Origin of the sequence: Marinifaba aquimaris (assembly GCF_013328345.1) — a bacterium.
Classification (GTDB): Bacteria; Pseudomonadota; Gammaproteobacteria; order Enterobacterales; family Alteromonadaceae; genus Marinifaba; species Marinifaba aquimaris.
This window is the reverse complement of sequence record NZ_JABULX010000010.1, coordinates 13693-32168: the sequence shown is the minus strand read 5'-3', so window position 1 is coordinate 32168 and position 18476 is coordinate 13693. Positions and strand designations below refer to the sequence as shown.

At 40.2% G+C, this 18476-nt stretch carries 17 protein-coding genes and 1 tRNA gene; 11 read left to right on the top strand and 7 right to left on the bottom strand.

Translation table 11 applies throughout. From position 1 onward, the window contains the following. Positions 1-14 precede the first annotated feature (14 nt). Positions 15-1742 (bottom strand): glycoside hydrolase family 9 protein, encoded by a 1728-nt coding sequence (locus HR060_RS08395; RefSeq protein WP_174199851.1) that lies wholly within the window; start codon positions 1740-1742, stop codon positions 15-17. A 180-nt stretch (positions 1743-1922) separates the two neighbouring features. On the opposite strand from HR060_RS08395, the gene dusA reads away from it, so the two are divergent. The 6 genes from dusA (at position 1923) to HR060_RS08365 (ending at position 8435) form a co-directional block, all read left to right on the top strand. Continuing rightward, the gene (gene dusA / locus HR060_RS08390; RefSeq protein WP_174199850.1) at positions 1923-2927 is read left to right on the top strand and encodes a tRNA dihydrouridine(20/20a) synthase DusA; all 1005 of its coding nucleotides are present in this window, start codon (positions 1923-1925) and stop codon (positions 2925-2927) included. A 152-nt stretch (positions 2928-3079) separates the two neighbouring features. Next, positions 3080-3883 carry a CheR family methyltransferase gene (locus HR060_RS08385; protein WP_174199928.1) on the top strand — a complete coding sequence of 268 codons (804 nt, stop codon included), beginning with the start codon at positions 3080-3082 and terminating at the stop codon, positions 3881-3883. 1 nt (position 3884) lies between these two features. Beyond that, positions 3885-4511 carry a chemoreceptor glutamine deamidase CheD gene (gene cheD, locus HR060_RS08380; RefSeq protein ID WP_174199849.1) on the top strand — a complete coding sequence of 209 codons (627 nt, stop codon included), beginning with the start codon at positions 3885-3887 and terminating at the stop codon, positions 4509-4511. Between the two features lie 17 nt (positions 4512-4528). Further along, a complete protein-coding gene (locus tag HR060_RS08375) occupies positions 4529-5578 on the top strand; it encodes a protein-glutamate methylesterase/protein-glutamine glutaminase (protein WP_174199848.1) in 1050 nt (349 codons plus the stop codon). Between the two features lie 115 nt (positions 5579-5693). Beyond that, positions 5694-7505: a DUF885 domain-containing protein gene (locus HR060_RS08370; RefSeq protein ID WP_174199847.1), complete on the top strand. Its 1812-nt coding sequence runs from the start codon at positions 5694-5696 to the stop codon at positions 7503-7505. Positions 7506-7577: 72 nt separating this feature from the next. Beyond that, positions 7578-8435 carry a tetratricopeptide repeat protein gene (locus HR060_RS08365; RefSeq protein WP_343044196.1) on the top strand — a complete coding sequence of 286 codons (858 nt, stop codon included), beginning with the start codon at positions 7578-7580 and terminating at the stop codon, positions 8433-8435. 46 nt (positions 8436-8481) lie between these two features. On the opposite strand, the gene HR060_RS08360 is transcribed toward HR060_RS08365, so the two are convergent. From HR060_RS08360 to orn, 5 genes are all read right to left on the bottom strand, one after another. Continuing rightward, complete coding sequence (locus tag HR060_RS08360) at positions 8482-9126, bottom strand: tetratricopeptide repeat protein (protein WP_174199846.1); 645 nt, start codon at positions 9124-9126, stop codon at positions 8482-8484. Positions 9127-9236: 110 nt separating this feature from the next. Next, entirely contained in the window at positions 9237-10115 is an 879-nt protein-coding gene (locus HR060_RS08355; RefSeq protein WP_174199845.1) for a TraB/GumN family protein, read from the bottom strand. 6 nt (positions 10116-10121) lie between these two features. Further along, positions 10122-11477: a S41 family peptidase gene (locus HR060_RS08350; protein ID WP_174199844.1), complete on the bottom strand. Its 1356-nt coding sequence runs from the start codon at positions 11475-11477 to the stop codon at positions 10122-10124. 107 nt (positions 11478-11584) lie between these two features. Further along, positions 11585-11660 (bottom strand) — tRNA-Gly (locus HR060_RS08345). A gap of 76 nt (positions 11661-11736) precedes the next feature. Continuing rightward, positions 11737-12282 (bottom strand): oligoribonuclease, encoded by a 546-nt coding sequence (gene orn, locus HR060_RS08340; RefSeq protein WP_174199843.1) that lies wholly within the window; start codon positions 12280-12282, stop codon positions 11737-11739. Between the two features lie 125 nt (positions 12283-12407). Between orn and rsgA the strand changes: the two genes are divergently transcribed. The 4 genes from rsgA to HR060_RS08320 all read left to right on the top strand — a co-directional run bounded on the left by rsgA (position 12408) and on the right by HR060_RS08320 (position 16021). Further along, a complete protein-coding gene (rsgA, locus tag HR060_RS08335; RefSeq protein ID WP_174199842.1) occupies positions 12408-13442 on the top strand; it encodes a small ribosomal subunit biogenesis GTPase RsgA in 1035 nt (344 codons plus the stop codon). Positions 13443-13511: 69 nt separating this feature from the next. Continuing rightward, entirely contained in the window at positions 13512-14345 is an 834-nt protein-coding gene (asd, locus tag HR060_RS08330) for an archaetidylserine decarboxylase (protein ID WP_174199927.1), read from the top strand. 81 nt (positions 14346-14426) lie between these two features. Continuing rightward, entirely contained in the window at positions 14427-15308 is an 882-nt protein-coding gene (locus tag HR060_RS08325) for a DMT family transporter (protein ID WP_174199841.1), read from the top strand. Positions 15309-15322: 14 nt separating this feature from the next. Continuing rightward, positions 15323-16021, top strand: coding sequence for a glycerophosphodiester phosphodiesterase (locus tag HR060_RS08320; RefSeq protein ID WP_174199840.1), 699 nt, complete (start codon positions 15323-15325; stop codon positions 16019-16021). Between the two features lie 11 nt (positions 16022-16032). Here HR060_RS08320 and HR060_RS08315 read toward each other — a convergent pair whose 3' ends face one another. Beyond that, positions 16033-17673: a SulP family inorganic anion transporter gene (locus HR060_RS08315; RefSeq protein WP_174199839.1), complete on the bottom strand. Its 1641-nt coding sequence runs from the start codon at positions 17671-17673 to the stop codon at positions 16033-16035. Between the two features lie 489 nt (positions 17674-18162). Here HR060_RS08315 and rpsJ point away from each other — a divergent pair, with 489 nt between their 5' ends. Continuing rightward, a complete protein-coding gene (gene rpsJ / locus HR060_RS08310) occupies positions 18163-18474 on the top strand; it encodes a 30S ribosomal protein S10 (protein ID WP_174199838.1) in 312 nt (103 codons plus the stop codon). Positions 18475-18476: the final 2 nt, after the last annotated feature.

Below are 18476 nucleotides of genomic sequence, written 5' to 3'. Positions count from 1 at the left end.
TTTTGGGATTGATTTTATTCAGTCATTATTTTGGCATTGACGGCAATCATGTATATCGCTGCAGCCTGCAGAGTGATCGTGGTTTCCATTGTCTGGAAGTTACTGGCGTTATCAAAGAATATTTGTTCGCTCGTATTAAACTGCTCAAAGTATCTATCGCTTGGATCGGGTTTGAATAAGCACTTTAAATCATTATAGCTATTTCTGTGGCCAGGGCCTCCAGCTACAGCACCTGTCGGGTATTGATTTTGTAGTTGGTAAATTTGACTATAAATGTTTTTAACAGAACGAGGAACGCGTTCTGATGCAATAAAGGCGATCCCCCAGTTATTTTTACCCAGAAAATAATCTAAGTTTTGCCAATGTTGTTTCGGACTATCAATCATCCCTTGAGCATAGGCTAGCCCAGAGTAGCTCGAAATAATGAATTGTCCTATCAAAGGTCCCCAATAAGGAGGCATAGGAATATGCCATATGTTGCCTTGTGTCTTGTCATACATTTTATATTTTTGAAGGCCTGCCTTTAGCCTATTTAAAGCTGCCGTATTTTTATTCACCGATAAACGATAATTAGCTGAAAAATCGACGTCGGCCCATGCAACCCAACCACTAACTCCCAGCTTTTTGAGAGCATTTATCGCTGCATCTTGGTATTGGCGTTGTCCAGTCGCTTGATACAGTTCAACACTGGCTAGAGCTAAGTTATCAAGTGAAATTTTATCTGGATAAAAGTCATTGGTTATGTCGCGTTCAAAAGCTCCTTTTTTGTGAACATCCGGTTGATTCATTCTTTGATAAATTGCTTTGGCTTTTGCTAGGTATTGCTGGCTCAATCTTAGATCAAAAGGCTTAAATACCTGTGAGCCAAGTGCAAGAGCGGCTGCCGTTGATGCCATGTGAGGCAGAGAAAGTGCTGATAAAGCCTCTCGTTTACCATCTCGTGTATCATTTTCAGGTAAGCGATAACCCAATTGATGATCTAATCCAGTTGATACCTGAATAATAAATTCATCTTTTTCAGGATAGGTTTTCAATAAATAATCGAGTCCGTGTTTTGCCTCATCAAGAATATCGACATAATCGGATTGACTGAGTTTTTTATTAAATAAAGCTGGTTCAACTTGGTAGGCTCGTAACAGATAATAAGCGCTGTAAGCGGTTGTTAGCGTAAACTTAATGTAATCTGCAGCATCATACCAGCCTCCTTGCATATCAACATACTGTACTGGTTTTTCAAGTTGCCATTGTCCAAGTGACATTTCGCCTTTAGGTTTATAGATAGGCGCCTTTGCATCACCTAAGTGGCTGATTGAATGTAGGTGAGCATCGGCCGTTCCACTTCTGGCTGTTTTAAAATGCATTAGCATTTCATCAATTAAAAATAAGTAAGGTTGTTGTTTAATATAGATTTGACTGAACAGCTTATCTTCGATTTGAAGTTGGTATTCGCCTTTTCCAGTAACACTTGAGATATCAATAAGGAAGTTGAAAGGTTTAGCTGTGTGTTTGGTTTTTCCAGCCAAGCTTTTATCTAAAGTGCCAGATAGCACAACTTTATTTGCTGATAAAAGCTGCCAGTGTTGACCCTCTAAGTTAAGATCTGACATCAAAATGAGTTCTTTGTCTTGCACTGCATGGTAGCCAAGGTGGTTATATCTGAGCCAAGAAGAATCAGGGTGTTCACTCGCTATAGCATTGATAGACAAGATACAAAGAATAAATAAAAGCATTTTGACGTACATGGGCGGTTCCTTGTTCTCTAACTTTCCTGTTTACGCAACACTTATCATGCCGGATTTCATATTTTCACGATAGTAAAAATACTATTTTTTCCTAAACCGATAGTTTGTTAAAATTATTTTATAGAGAAGGCTTTTTACAAGGTCTGTTTTTCCATTCAACATTAAGTGTATTTTCCTATTATGACCGCACCTGTTATTGACGCTAAGTTTTCCGTAGCCCCCATGCTTGATTGGACAGATCGCCATTGCCGTTATTTTTATCGAATTATGAGTAAAAAGGCTGTTTTGTATACTGAGATGGTTACCACAGGCGCAATTTTACATGGTAAAGCAGATTACCTTGCGTATCACCAATCAGAGCACCCGCTCGTTTTGCAATTAGGTGGAAGTGATCCTGAAGCGATGAGCCAAGCCACTCAAAAAGCAGAGCAGTACGGCTACGATGAGGTCAATATTAATGTGGGGTGTCCATCTGATAGAGTGCAAAACGGTGCTTTTGGGGCGTGTTTAATGGCAGAGCCCAGTCTTGTTGCTGATAACATTGTTGCAATGAAAAAAGCGTCTTCTTTGCCTGTGACGGTTAAAACGAGAATTGGCATTGATGATTTCGATTCGTACGCGTTTTTAACTGACTTTGTTGAGAAAAATGCCGAAGCAGGCTGTAACCACTTTATTGTGCATGCAAGAAAAGCTTGGTTAAAAGGTTTAAGCCCGAAGCAAAACCGGGAAATTCCAGAGTTAAACTACGATAGGGTATATCAGCTGAAAAAGGATTACCCCGAGTTATTGATTTCAATAAATGGTGGTATTGAAACACTCACTCAAGCAAAAGAGCAATTAGCCATATTGGATGGTGTCATGATTGGGCGAGCTGTTTATCAAGACCCTTACATGATGACAAATGTTGATGAATTGATATACGGTGATTCGGCAAATAGATTGTCAAGAGAAGCCGTGGTTGAGGCGATTATTCCTTATGTCAAAGATTGTATTGAAAATGAAGAGCGCACGACTACTTGGCACATTGCACGTCATATGCTTGGTTTGTTTAATGGGCAGCCAGGTGCCCGCCAATGGCGACGCTTTTTAAGTGAGAACGCCCGTCATCACGCTAAAGATGAAAATGTATTTTATAAAGCCATGGAAGCGATGCATCAGCGCAAACCGTTCAGTGCTGAAAGTTGATACAATTTGTTGCTAAAGAATTGATCTAGTACAAATAAATCTTTGGAATTGTTATCGTTACTAAGCTAAGTTAGATAACTATTCGCTCATGATTGGATAATCTTTATTCGCTAGCCAAGGAAGCCTAATTCTTGAAACAACACGAGTTCCTAATGACGGATACTGATTTTGCCAGTATTCGTGACCAAGTTTATGCATCAGCCGGAATTGTGCTTGGTGATCACAAAAGGGAAATGGTTTACTCGCGACTTAGTCGACGTTTGCGTTTACTCAAACTCGACAACTTTCACGCATACTTAGATTACCTCGAACAAAATAAAACAACCGAATTTAGCCATTTCATTAATGCGATCACGACCAATTTGACTTCCTTCTTTCGAGAAAAGCATCATTTTGAGTTTTTAGAGCAAACGGTCATCCCTGAGTTATTGAAAAAAAATAGTGTCGATAAACGCGTGCGTATTTGGTCTGCAGGGTGTTCGACAGGCGAAGAACCGTACTCAATTTCTATGACGATTACTGATAAATTGGTAAAGCCTGGTTGGGATGTAAAAGTACTCGCCACGGATCTTGATTCAAATGTGCTGGCAAAAGCCAGCTCCGGGGTTTATTCCGATTCTAATGTCGGCAATTTAGACCTTAAGATTAAAAGTCGTTGCTTCGTTCGAAATACCAAAGGCGATAGCTATAAAATCAAGCCGCATTTTCAAAGTGTGATCCGGTTTAAACGTTTAAACTTATTAGAAAAGTGGCCTATGAAAGGCCAATTTGACGTTATATTTTGCCGTAATGTGGTTATCTACTTTGATCAAGAAACCAAAGAGCAACTGTTTAATCGTTATGCTCAGTTATTAAAGCCCGGAGGCTATTTGTTTTTAGGACATTCAGAAAGCATGAATCGTGGTATGAGCGCTTTTGAGCCACTAGGCCAAACTATTTATAGAAGGCGAGGCTAATTTGGGCACGATTCAACCCTCACTTGTTGGCTTTGAGCATATAAAACGCTTTTTTGATAGAAGACGGCAAATCGTCGTCGCTAAAGTTTTACCGGGTGAGTTTTATGTTACTAAAGAAAACGAAATTGTATCGACCGTTTTAGGTAGCTGCATTTCTGCTTGTATTTGGGAAGAAAAGCTAGGGATCGGCGGGATGAATCATTTCATGTTACCCGTAAAACGCGATGAACACGGCGCAGATGGTTGGCAAGGCGACTTAAGCTACACTTGTAGATACGGTCACTGGGCGATGGAGTATTTGATTAATGAAATTATTAAATACGGAGGTCGACGCGAGAACATGTTAGCTAAAGTGTTTGGCGGTGGAAAAATCGTTCCTAACATGTCTGATGTAGGTGCGAGTAACATTCAATTTGTGCGACACTTTCTTCAGCAAGAGTCTATTCCAGTTATTGCACATGATGTAGGTGGGCCTTGGCCACGCAAAGTTATATTTCATCCTAATTCAGGGATGGCAAAAATCAAAAAGCTCAAAAGTTTACACAATGATACCATCCAAGCACGTGAATCAATTTATCGCAAAGATATTGAGAAAAACGAGCAAGAAAGTGATATCGAACTGTTTTAGAGAATATTAGGTAGCTTATGTCGATTAAAGTACTTGTAGTTGATGACTCTCCGCTCATTAGAGGGGTATTGACTGAAATTTTAAATGCCGCACCTGATATCAAAGTAGTTGGTACAGCTGAAGATGCGCATGATGCTAGGGATAAAATAAAATCGCTTAATCCAGATGTCTTAACATTGGACATTGAGATGCCAGGGATGAATGGCATTAGTTTCCTAAAAAATCTAATGCGATTAAGACCTATGCCCGTTGTAATGGTTTCAACGCTAACCGCTGAAGGGGCTCCTGCTACATTAAAAGCACTTGAATATGGGGCTGTTGATTATCTTGCTAAGCCTAAGGTCGATGTAGCTAATGCGCTTAACCACTACAAAGACGAACTCCATGAAAAAGTAAGGGTAGCGGCCTCTGCCAGAGTAAGAGCTAAAACTGAAAAAGCTATTTCTGCTAACGTTTCACACCTCATTAAGTTAGATAGCTTAACTTACTTGCCTAATCACGTTATTACCATCGGCGCTTCGACAGGTGGAACTGAAGCAATTAAAGAAGTGGTTAAGCTTCTTCCTACAAATTGCCCTCCTGTTGTCGTCACTCAGCATATTCCTGCGGCCTTTTCGACATCCTTTGCGGCAAGACTGAACGAAAATGCCAAAGTTACTGTTCACGAAGCAACGCACGGACAAAAACTGGTTAAAGGTAATGTTTATATTGCTCCAGGGGATGATCATTTAACCATTTCACGGACAATCGATGGTTATATTTGTCGTTTAGATAAAGATGCCCCAGTTAATCGCCATCGTCCTGCTGTAGACAAACTGTTTGACTCGGTTGCTGTGGCAACAAAGGGCCGTGCAACAGGGGTTTTATTAACTGGCATGGGAGCTGACGGTGCTAAAGGGCTGCTGAACCTGAAAAATGCCGGCTGTCATACCATAGCACAAGATGAAGCGACCAGTGTGGTGTGGGGAATGCCTGGCGCTGCCGTTGAGTTAAATGCTGCTGCTCAAGTATTGGCGCTACAAGATATTACAGCGTGTATGTTAAAAGCGGCGAGTAAAGCGCGATAATCAACTCACGCTTTACGGTTTTAACGTATAAAAGATAATGATTTTCAAATGCCTAGCCTAGTCAGTTGCTTTTACTTTGATTATGCTCAGGGTAAATTTTCAATTAGGTTACCAAATGAAAAACTTATTACTTGCCTCGTCTATGTTATGTGCTTTTGGCGTGACAACCTCTGTTATCGCACATGAAGGCCATAAACATCATGAATCAATATTACATGCCGAAATAAAAACTGCCGACCAAGCACTTAATAAATTAACGGAGATCTACTTCCAAGCCAGCCTCAAATACGATCCTGTGAGTGCAACCTTTGCGGGTGAAAAAGCGTTTAATGATGATTTTTACCCAGAGATAAATGAAGCCAATCGCGCTGAGCAACTCAAATTTGAGAAGCACTTTTTGGCTGAACTCAAAAAGATAGATCGCAACCTGTTAACCGCTGAAGGTCAGATAACCTATGATCATTTTAAATATTTAAGAGAATTGAATATCGAAGGATTTAGCTTCCCAAGTTATCAAATTCCTTTTAATCAAATGTATGGTGTCCACAATTTCTTTGCAGTGTTGGGTTCAGGCCAAAGTGGCCAACCCTTTGTGACTTTTAATGATTACTTGAATTTCATCACACGATCAGAGGGCTATATCAAATATATGGATAGTGCACTGTCTTCGATGAAACAAGGTGCAGAGCAGGGTGTGGTTTTACCAAAGGTGCTAGTTGAAAAACTACTACCTCAGTTTGCAACACATATATCTGGTAAAGTTGAAGACAGTATTTTTTGGCAACCGATTGCCAATTTTTCTGAATTAATTTCAGATGTCCAACGCAAAGAATTAGAAAAAGCTTACCGAGAATTAATTACTAAGCAAATTCAACCTAGCTATAAAAAGGCACACGACTTTTTAAAAAATGAATACTTAGCGAAGGCAAGCGATACAGTCGGCTATAGTGATTTACCAAATGGCAGTGCTTGGTACGAATACAAAATTAAGCAAAATACGTCTCTTGATTTTAGTGCTGAAGAAATACATGAATACGGTCAACAGGAAGTTGCTCGCATTTTAGCTGAAATGAAAAAGGTTAAAGAGCAAGTCAATTTTGACGGTGATTTAGCGAGCTTTTTTGAGTTTTTAAAAACAGATGAGCAGTTCTACTTCAAATCTGAAAAAGAAGTGGTTAATGCTTATCAAACTATTAAAACTAAAATAGATAAAGCGGTACCGAGTTTATTTGAAGTATTCCCAAAAGCGGATTATATCATCAAGCCCGTTGAAGCTTTTCGAGCTCAATCTGCAGCGGGTGCCAGCTACCAATCTCCAGCTCCTGATGGTTCAAGACCAGGCGTTTTTTATATCAATACATACAACTTAAAAGCGCAACCAAAGTTTTTACTGGAAACCTTGAGTGTTCATGAAGCATCTCCAGGCCATCACTTTCAAATCAGTATTCAGCAAGAGCTAAAAGATGTACCTAAATTTCGCCGTTTTGCTGGCTCAACCGTTTTTGCCGAAGGCTGGGCACTTTATGCTGAGAGTTTAGGTAAGGAAATGGGGCTCTTTAGCGACCCTTACATGTGGTATGGCCGTCTGTCTGATGAGCAGCTAAGAGCGATGCGTTTAGTTGTAGATACTGGCTTGCACGCTAAAGGTTGGAGCCGTGAACAAGCGATCGATTTTATGAAAAAGAACTCTTCTTTAGCAGAATCAGATATTATTGCTGAAGTCGAACGTTATATTGCGATCCCTGGACAAGCATTAGCCTATAAAATGGGTGAGCGAGCTATTCGCGATCTAAGAACGCTTGGTGAAAAGGAATTGAAAGATAAATTTGATATTAAAGCCTTTCATACCCAAGTTTTATCATCCGGCTCAGTACCTATGCCAATATTACAAAATAAAATTAAGGCGTGGATAAATAGCCAAAAATAATTTGATATAGCCAAGTAAGATTTATCTTTTGCTTGGCTATAAAACCCTCATTTTTTATATAAGGACAGAATCGTGCAGACACCAACGAGTATTGATCTGACACCTGAAAATTTCCAACAAGTATTACTAGAGCAAGCTGGTAGCAAAGTCGTTATCGTCGATTTTTATGTGCAAGGTATGCCTGAATGCCAAGTACAACACGATGCTATAGCTGCAACATTAGCAAACGCTCCTGATGCTGTAATTTGGACTCGAGTCGATTGCCAACATCAACAAGGCATTGCGATGCAGTTTGGTGTTCAGGCTTTACCGACGATTGCCTTAATTAAAGAAGGGCAGCCAATTGATGGATTAGCCGGTCCACAGCCTGCAGAAGCTATTGCTGAGTTGTTAAATAAACATATGCCTAAACCTGAAGATGATTTACACAATCAGGTCCAACTTATGCTTGCTTCTGGTCAATTTGCTCAAGCTGCGCCTCTAATTAAGCAAGCGCTTGAGTTAGCACCTGAACGTGTTGACATTCAAAAGACAAATGCGGATGTATTACTCAATTTAGGTCGAGTAGCTGAAGCAGAGGCGATACTCGCTGCTGTAAAAATGATTGATCAGGATGACTATTATCATTCATTAATGGCGCAATTAGAGTTGAAAAAACAAGCGGCTGATACGCCTGAAATTCAAGCTTTGCAAACACAGCTGGATAGTGAACCCGATAACATTGAAGTAAAAATCAAATTAGCGGTTCAATTACATCAGGTGCAGCGAAGCGAAGAAGCGTTAACACTACTGTTTGATACACTTAAAAAGCAGTTAGATGCGCAAGATGGTGAAGCTAAGCGCATCTTCATGGATATTCTTCAAGCGATGCCAACTGGTGATGAGGTCGCTGCTAAGTTCAGAAGAAAGTTATACGGTTTAATGTATTAAACCTGAACAAGTAAATAAAAAGCTGAGTGTATAACTTGGCTTTTTCTTAGTATTCGAGAGGGCGCATTGCTCTTTTGAGCACTTTCTCAGGCATTCGCTCAGCTAAATTAGCGAGTAAGTTTTTAGCGCGTTTGTGCTGAAACTTATCGGCAATAACCGCGTTGTGTAGCCAATGATAAGCATCTTCATAATCTCTTGGACTACCTAAATCATCACAGTACATTTCTACTAACCTAAGTTGTGCATTTAAATTGCCCATAGCTGCAGCTTCTCTTAGGTAAATTAAAGAGCGTTTAATATCGATTTGTACCAATGTACCTTGATGATAGTAGCGGCCAAGTTGCTCTAGCGCTGCCGGTAATCCTTGATTAGCTGACTCTTGAATATAGTACAAGCCAAGTGTTGGGTTCTTATCAACACATACACCCCATGCAAGCATATCTCCCCATAAGAATTGATAAGCTGGGTTTTTAACAACTTTGGCTCTAGCTTCAATATCCTGGATTAGCTGGCAGTTATCTTCAACCACGCGGGCTAAATGCTGATTTTTGTTTATCCAACTAATCAGTTCATCTTGCTTGTAGATTTGTACTACTTTTAACTCAGCACTCGCTTTTGATACATAGAAGAACAAAACTACGGCTACGCATAGTAAACAAAGTTTTAAAGGGCAAAAGCTATGTTGTTTCATCACTCGCTCGTATTTAAATTTATCTTCAGTGAAAATTTATATGGCTAGTAAAGTTATCGGCACCGCCGCGCAAATTTTGACACTTATCTATGAAGATAAATTTAAGCAAGTTATTTGCCATACTGATAACGTTGTATTTTAATACCTTGTTCGCTAAGTAAATTGAGCAAGTTCTCGTCTGGCTTTCCTGTCATATGCATAAGTCCTACGGCAATAAAATTGCCGGGGTGCGCTAAGATTGGTATTAATTTATCAACCCAAGCGATATTTCGGCTCTTTAGCAGTTGTTGCTGTAACAGCTGACTTTCTTTTGAAAGTTGATTCGTGTGTTGAGCCACTTTCTCAATTGCTGCTAAATCACCCCGTTGCCAAGCAGATAATAAATATGCCATGTTGAGCTCTTCTTCATCAAAGCTTGCTAATGTGTCTTTTAAATTAGCCAGTCCCTGATCCTTTTGGCTAAAAAACGGTGTGAGCTGTTCTGCAAAACGTTCAAGAGAAATGACCTGTTTACCCATTTGATGAGCTTTAGTTATCAAGGTTAAATCTGCACCTTGCTGATAATCATAACCCTGTGATGCCAGATAAAACTGCAACATTTGCATGTTGATAAGCCAAGGTTGTGTATTTTTGTCATATAAAAAGTTAGGCAGGGCGGTTTTGATTTGCTTTTGCATATTTATTGCCAATGGTTTTTTACTGACCATATGTGGCATGAAAGCTTGTTGCATTTCCGCTGGGCTAACTTGGGTAATGTCTATTTCTACTATTAATTTTCGAGATTGTTTAAATTGTTTATCAATGGCATCGGGCAATATTAAAGGTGTATCGCTGGCATGTATCGTACCGAGTAACCATGAAGTATTGTCTTTGTATTCGAGTTGCCAAACCGCGGGAGTATAAGTTGGCTCTTTTGCATGTGCTACATATGCACTGAAGAGGCTAACCCATATAAGGGCTAGCCAACACATTTTAATGAAGTGAGTCATTTTCAATTATTGTGGTAAATAAAGCGGTTTAGCTGTTGCTGGCTCTGGTTTATAACCCATGCTAGCGGCATTTGCACAACTGCCATTTTCCAAATAAGAAATTGCGGTATCAATAGCAGGGTCATTTCTGTCTCCCCAGTTGGCTACCACGGTCTCATCACTGACTGGGCAATCTGCTGTAATGCCGTTGAAGTAATCACCAAATCCCACTGCATTAACTGCTTGAAAGTTGATAGCCAGCATAGTTTCATCGCAATATTCATCAGGTACCATCCCAACAGGCTTACCACAAGTGGTCGAACCAACGGTAGTGACCTCCATGTATGGTCTTAGCGCGTTGACGACAATTTCACTGGCGGAGCAGCTCTCTGCGGATGTTAAGACAACTAAGCGATCTAAATTAAGTGCTTTATTAAAGATGTCATTGTATGGCTGTGCATCGTCGGGTTTTAACGAATCAATAGCGTTATTGAAAAAATAATTATCGCTTGAAATGTTACTGTTATAGAGGAAGGTTAGGAATAGGTTATCTCTCACCTTATCTCCTGCTATATGTGTGGCTAAACGTTGTGATACGTCGACGCGGCCACCACCATTATATCTAAGGTCGAGTACTAACTCTTTGACGGCTGAGTCATATAAAAAATCAAATGCTTGATCGAGTTCGCCAGCCGATGGGTCGAGAAAACCTTCTTGGAAAGATAAATAACCTACTGTACCAGCATTAGAATTGAGGGTACTTACCCCCATCACGGTATTAACTTGGATATTGCCTTTAACTAAAGTTGAATTAACGATTTCACCATTTGGCTTTTGCCAACTGGCTGCTAATTCAAAACCAGCTTGATCTGGGCCTAACAACTCATCATAGCGACTATCATTTGTTCTTGCCCAATCAATAATATCGCTAGCAGGAGTGTCACCTAAAGAAAGAATTCTATCGCCTCTTTCTAAACCTGCACGTCCTGCGCCGGCATTTTCATAAGTATAAACAATGCGTATGTAATCATCGGATTCATTAAAATCTAATCGCATACCATAGCCAAATGCATTACCAGAGCTGATATCGTCCCAGGTACTTGACGGCAGCACGAAGCTAAATCTATCTTCAGGGGCTTTGACATCATCTAACATGGCCTGGCTAGTCGCATAAGCAAATGCATCGATAGAATTTGGCAGCTGTTGATCCCAAAGATAATTCTTTTCTAAGAAATCAAACCAGACTAAGTTTTTATCCGGTTGTGAGCATTGAGCAATGTTGTTTGGTACTGAATCTCTACTTGGACCACTTAGGCCGCCACCAGAACCACCACAACCGGCAATGAATAGAGCAATCATGCTTGAAATAACTGATTTGCGCATAGAGCTATCCTGAAAATTGAATCACAACAACACTATGACAAAAAATAAGTCTGATTTCGATAGAATGGAAAAATTAAGAAAGATAAAAACAGAATGTTTTGTAAAATTGGAGCGGCTAACGAGGCTCGAACTCGTGACCCCGACCTTGGCAAGGTCGTGCTCTACCAACTGAGCTACAGCCGCTTCCTGGGTTACTTGAGGTTTACTGCTCAAGTGGGGGCGCATTGTAAAGATATAATTTTTCAATGCAAGTGTTTTTTTATAAATTAAAGAATTTTTCTTTGTATCTTGCTAATTCTTCAATAGATTCACGAATATCTTCCAATGCTAGGTGAGTCCCTTTTTTCTTGTAATCAGTCACTAGTTCAGCTCGCCAACGGCGCGCAAGCTCTTTGACTGTGCTTACATCAAGGTTACGATAATGAAAGAATGCTTCTAACTTTGGCATGTGGATATACATAAAACGACGGTCTTGACCTATGCTGTTACCGCACATAGGTGATTTACCAGCAGGCACATACTGCGCTAACCAGTCCATTGTTTTTTGTTCAGCCTCTTCAATTGAAACATTACTTTCACGACAACGTTGCGTTAAACCCGATTTACCATGCTGATTTACACACCACTCATCCATGTTGTCTAACACTTCATCGGGTTGCTTAATGGCAAAAACGGGCCCTTCGGCAATAATATTTAGTTCACTGTCAGTGACTATTGTGGCTACTTCAAGTACCTTATCTGTATCAGGTTCGAGACCTGTCATTTCTAAATCGAGCCAGACAAGGTTATTTTCGCTAAATGACATATAGAGACCTTAAACGACAATCCTCTTTTAACATTACACGAACTCAATGTAATATATAAAGGTTTTTCAGCAATTAATTGCTAAATTTAGGTTAATTCACTTAATTATTTATTAAAAGTCGTAGAGTGGCAAAGAAAAAAAAGCTCAATAAGCAGCAACAGAGGCGTTTAAGCGCCAATCAATCGCGTAAATTATCGCGAAAAAATCAAGCACCCGAGCCAGAATCAAGTATGTTAGGTCCTGCTTTATCAGGTTTAGTCATTAGCCGATATGGTCAGCATGCAGATATTGAAAATGAGCAAGGTGAATTAAAACGTTGTGATCTCAGGCGTAGTGTAAGATCACTTGTTGCGGGTGATCAGGTAGTATGGCGTGAACTTCTCGATGGCCAAGGCGGTTCAGACGGTGTAGTTGAAGCAGTAGAAGAAAGAAAATCAGTTTTAACGCGGCCAGACTATTACGATGGGCTTAAAGCAGTCGCAGCCAATATTGAGCAGGTTGTTGTCTTATCATCTATTAAACCTGATTTATCACTACAGATTATTGATCGTTATCTCGTAGCGGTTGAGCACATGGGTGCACAACCAATAATTGCCATTAATAAAATTGAATTGTTATCCGCTGACGAGCTCACACAGGTTAAAAATGATTTAGCTTATTATGAGCAAATTGGTTACAAGGTGTACTTTGTAAGTGTTAAAGACGATATTGGAGTAGCCTCACTACTAGCCGAATTAAATCAACAGGTTTCAATTGTTGTTGGCCAGTCTGGAGTCGGAAAATCTTCTCTAGTCAATATTTTATTGCCTGAAACCAATGCAGATGTTGGGGCTATCTCTGATAACTCAGGCTTAGGTCAACATACCACGACAGTAGCTCGACTCTATCACATGCCATCTGGCGGGCGTTTAATTGACTCACCAGGTATTCGAGAGTTTTCACTATGGCATCTCACGCCGGAAGATATCTTTGATGGCTTTATTGAGTTTGGTCAATATAAAACCTGCAAGTTTAGAGATTGTAAACACAAAGATGACCCAAAGTGTGGCATTCGAGAAGCGCTTGAGCGCGGGTTAATTTCTCAATCTAGATTCGATAATTACCATCGAATTATTGAGTCATTAGCACAAGATAAACCTAACCGTTTTGTAGAGTTATAAAATCCGCTACAATATCCACAATTTTAAAAGATGAGGGGCACATAAGTGTTACCAGAAAAATTCAAAGTCATGTTGCAATATTGCTTTCCGCAGCATGGTTTATCTCGTTTAGTCGGTTTGCTAGCCGCCTCTAAAAATAAAACCATTAGCCAAGCTTTTATTCGTATATTTGCTAATCGCTTCGGTATCTCACTTGAAGAAGCAAATAAATCTGAGTTTAAAGACTTTGCGAGCTTTAACGAATTTTTCACTCGTACACTTAAACCTGGTGCAAGACCCGTTGATACTGCTGAAGACGCTTTTGTTTGTCCTGTTGATGGGGCGGTAAGCCAGCAAGGGAATGTGGTTAATGATTTGATTGTCCAAGCTAAAGGCCATGATTACAGTGTCACTGCCTTATTAGGCGGTGATGAGCAATTAGCTAAACCTTATGAAGGCGGTAAATTCACGACTATTTATCTGTCACCAAAGGATTATCACCGTATTCATATGCCGGTTACAGGTAAGTTAAAGAGAATGACTTATGTACCTGGTAAACTTTTCTCGGTAAACCCTGCAACGACGCGCAATGTTCCTGGCTTATTTGCTAGAAACGAACGTGTAATCTGTACCTTTGATACAGACTTTGGCGAAATGTCTATGGTGCTTGTCGGTGCAACAATCGTTGCAAGTATCGAAACGGTTTGGGCTGGTACTATTACACCTCCAACTGGAGCAAGACCTTTTACTTGGCATTATAAAGACGAACAAGCCATTACTTTGGAAAAAGGGGAAGAGATGGGGCTATTCAAATTAGGCTCAACTGTAATTCTGCTTATGCCACAAGACACGATTGATTTTGAAGATGACTTTGAAGAAGAAGCGGTTGTTCGTCTGGGCAGGAAAGTAGCGACAATAAAGTAATTTTCTTCAAGTTTAATTCAATGAATTTCTATTTAAAGCGATACACAAGTGTCGCTTTTTTTGTTTATCAGGAAAGATAAAATGTCTTCACATGACACACAACAGGTCAAAATAGCACTTGCTCAAACACATATTGCTATCTTACTACTTGCTGGCACGGCTTTGTTTTCAAGAGTCATTGAATACAACGCAACAGTCATTTCATTGGGTAGGGCATTTATTGCATTTTGGGTGTTGGCTTGTCTGGTCAAGCTTACCGAAAAGCGTATACGCTTACACAGCTGGCGTGATTATCGAAATGGCACGATATTAGGTGCACTGATGGCTGCGCATTGGGTGACTTACTTTTATGCGATGCAGTTTTCAAGTGTGGCAACAGGTATGATTGCACTTTATACCTTTCCCGTTATTACTGTGCTGATTGAACCTCTTATGCAAAAAAAGCTCCCCAAGTTTTCGGATATCTTTTTGGCAGTTGTAGTTGTAATTGGTGTCGCTTTAATGGTTCCTGAGTTTTCTCTTAAAAGTGAACATACTGTGGGGATCTTACTGGGGGTTCTATCTGCTATTTTCTTTGCCTTTCGCAATATCATGAATAAACAAGTCTTTGCTCATTATTCAGGAGCGAAGAACATGATGTTCCAAGCCTTGATTGTTACCCTGTGCTTGTTGCCATTCGAATGGCAAGCCTTTACTGCTATTCCGTCTTCCCCTTGGGTTTGGTATTTCTTATTATTAGGTACTGCTTTTACCGCCCTGCCACATGTCCTTGTTGTATCTGGACTTAAGTACTTACAAGCCAAGAGTATGGCGTTAATCTCGTGCTTGTCGCCATTTTACGGTGCAATTCTAGCTGCGCTTTTACTTGCTGAGTATCCGGATATTTGGACTATAGTTGGTGGTACCTTGGTTGTTAGTGCGGCAGTTTTTGAAACCTTAGCCGTTAAAAAAGCGTCAAAATAGAATAGGGATTAACTATGTGGATATTTGCTCATCGCGGAGCAAGTGGTCATGCACCAGAAAATACCTTGAAAGCTATTCAACTTGCTTTAGATATGAATTGCCATGGCATCGAAATTGATGTGCATGAAATTGAAGGCGAATTACTCGTTATCCACAATCGATGGTTAATGGAGACAACAAATGGTGATGGCCATGTGCATCAGCACAGTTTAGCTCACTTACGCACACTGGATGCCGGCCATGGTCAATCCATCCCAACTCTTAGAGAGGTACTTGAGCTCATCAAAGGCCATTGTGTGGTCAATATCGAGGTTAAGTCTTGGGCAACTGAGCGTGCGGTCTTAGCTGAAATTGAGTATGCAATTAAAAAGCTGTCGTTTAGAAATGAACAAATAATCCTATCGTCTTTTAATCATCAAATTCTTGCTGAAGCAAAAAGGTTACGACCAGCTACATTAATTGGAGCATTAACTAGCTGTATTCCATTGCACTACGCTAAATTTGCCCAAGAGCTGAAAGCATACTCAGTCAATTGCTGTATCGATTTTGTTGATCGAGCCTTGGTAAAGGATGCACATAGCCGGGGTATCAAGGTATTGGTTTACACAGTTAATGAGGAAGTGGATATGAAGGCGATGCAGGCGTTGGGTGTAGATGGGATATTTACAAACTACCCTTCTCGGGCAGTAATTGCTTGTGGGCTAGATAACTAGCCCACTTTAAGTTAATCGTTTAAATGCTCAATCGCTTGATTTAAAGCGTCTTCTCTTGAATGAACAAACATATCTTCAGTGAGTAAATTTTCTTTATTCATCGAGATTAGCTTTTGTTTACTCGCATCTAATTTGCAGACAATACGAACGGTTTTGTTGTTGCTCATAGCTTCAATTGCCATGTTCTCTATGGATAGGGAGATTGTATCGTCTAACAGGGAAACATCACTTAAATCAATAACGACAACTTTATGATTTGCTATGGCCGCTCTTTCCCTTGATAACGCTTTAGACACACCAAAAATCATAGGACCACTTAGGTAGAAATAAAGGATCTGTCCTTTACCTTGATTGAGAAGTTCCCTTTCACTTTTAGATAACGGCAGTTCATCATCCATATCTGAAATCGCTTTAATTTGTTTAGATTGGCTTTGGCTGAGTTTTTCTATAATGATGATATTTGCAACAAATAAACCAATGCCAACAGCGACCATTAAATCAACTAATACAGTCAAAGATAGAACGGCATACATAATTAAAGTCGATTGCCAAGAGACACGGTGTGCACGCTTAATAAAGCTCCAGTCTAGGATATCTACACCGACTTTTACCGCGATACCTGCAAGTAATGCTAACGGTATTGTACTGATAAGAGATGCCGCTCCATAGACACCTACTGCCAAGACAATAACACGGGTTAACCCTGACCAAGCAGTCCTAGCGCCTGATTGAATATTGACCACAGTACCCATAGTGGCGCCAGCACCAGGTAAACCTCCAAATAAGCCAGACATCAGATTACCTAAACCTTGGCCCATCAGTTCTTTGTTTGATTTGTGTTCGCTTCTTGTCAGGTTATCTGCAATAACAGATGTCAGCATAGAATCAATACAACCCAGCATACCTAGTACCAATGCATCTACTATCATAGTTTGCCATTGCTCTGCGCTAAACGATGGTAAAATAATGCTTGGTAAACCTACTGATACTTCACCAATACGACGAATATCATCGCTATCAACGAGATATAAAGACGCGAGGGAAATTGCTATAAGGGCAATAAGTTGAGCTGGTACATAACGCGTCCATTTTTTAGGCATTAAAAATAAAATGGCTAGTGTAGCTGCAAAAAGCGCAAGTTCAGTAAATTGCACATTACCAATCAGGTCGGGGAGGGCAGTAAGCGTTCCTATGACACCACCACCAGGTGAGGCCTGACCAATAGCCGGTGCAATTTGCATAATTATGAGGATGCAGCCTATACCTGACATAAAGCCGGAGACTACGCTGTAAGGCATCAAGGTAATATATTTACCGAGCTTAAATGCACCAAACAGCATCTGGAAACAACCGGCTAGCATTACGACGGTAAATGCCATAGCGAGGCCATTTTCAGGATCTGACGCAATTAGGGAGGCAATAACAGCTGTCATTAAGACCGTCATTGGACCTGTAGGTTCGGATATAAGAGTAGGTGTACCACCAAAGACTGCGGCGAAAATACCAACTAATAAAGCACCGTAAATACCAGCTTCAGGACCTAAACCTGAGGCAACACCAAAAGTAAGTGCAAGTGGTAAAGAAACGATGGCTGCAGTTGCGCCGCCTAAAATATCTCCACGTATCGTCGAGAGATTAAATAAGTTGAACATAAAGCTAAAGACTCCCTCATTTGCGGCACATTGTATATGACTCTATTAGTTTGTAAATTTATATTCACAAGAGTTGTTCAACTTAACGAGTAATGTAGTTGATACAGAAAATCGTAGAATTTACAGATGATTGTAGAGCATAAAAGAAAAAGCTAGCGTTAATAAATGAAGACTGAAATATCTGTGGGGGTTAGTTGATCTAGTAGGGCGCTAAGTTGTTAAGCAAAAGTGAGAGATATGGGGCCTATATAAATCAAAAACGTTATACCTTCATCAGACTTGCTAAGTGCCTTGCATAAAAATCGAACTTTATTCTTGCACTAAAGGATAAAGCCTGTATAATTCGCGGGCTTTCTCAATATGAGAAGCAAAATATATACAACGTTCCCGATTTGGGAACAATGAATTCATTCGCACTTCCCCCTGGATTTAATAAAAAAGGGTCGGGAAAGTGTGTTTATTTTTGTTCTTTTTACTGGAGATTTGTCAATGGCAGGTCAAAGAATTCGAATTCGCTTGAAAGCATTCGACCATCGCTTAATCGACCAATCAACAATGGAGATTGTTGAGACGGCTAAGCGTACTGGTGCACAAGTTCGTGGTCCAATCCCTCTTCCTACACGCAAAGAGCGTTTCACAGTTCTAGTTTCACCACACGTGAACAAAGATGCTCGTGATCAATACGAAATCCGTACTCATAAGCGTATGTTAGACATCGTTGAGCCAACTGATAAAACAGTTGACGCATTAATGCGATTGGATCTAGCTGCAGGTGTTGATGTTCAAATCAGCCTAGGCTAATA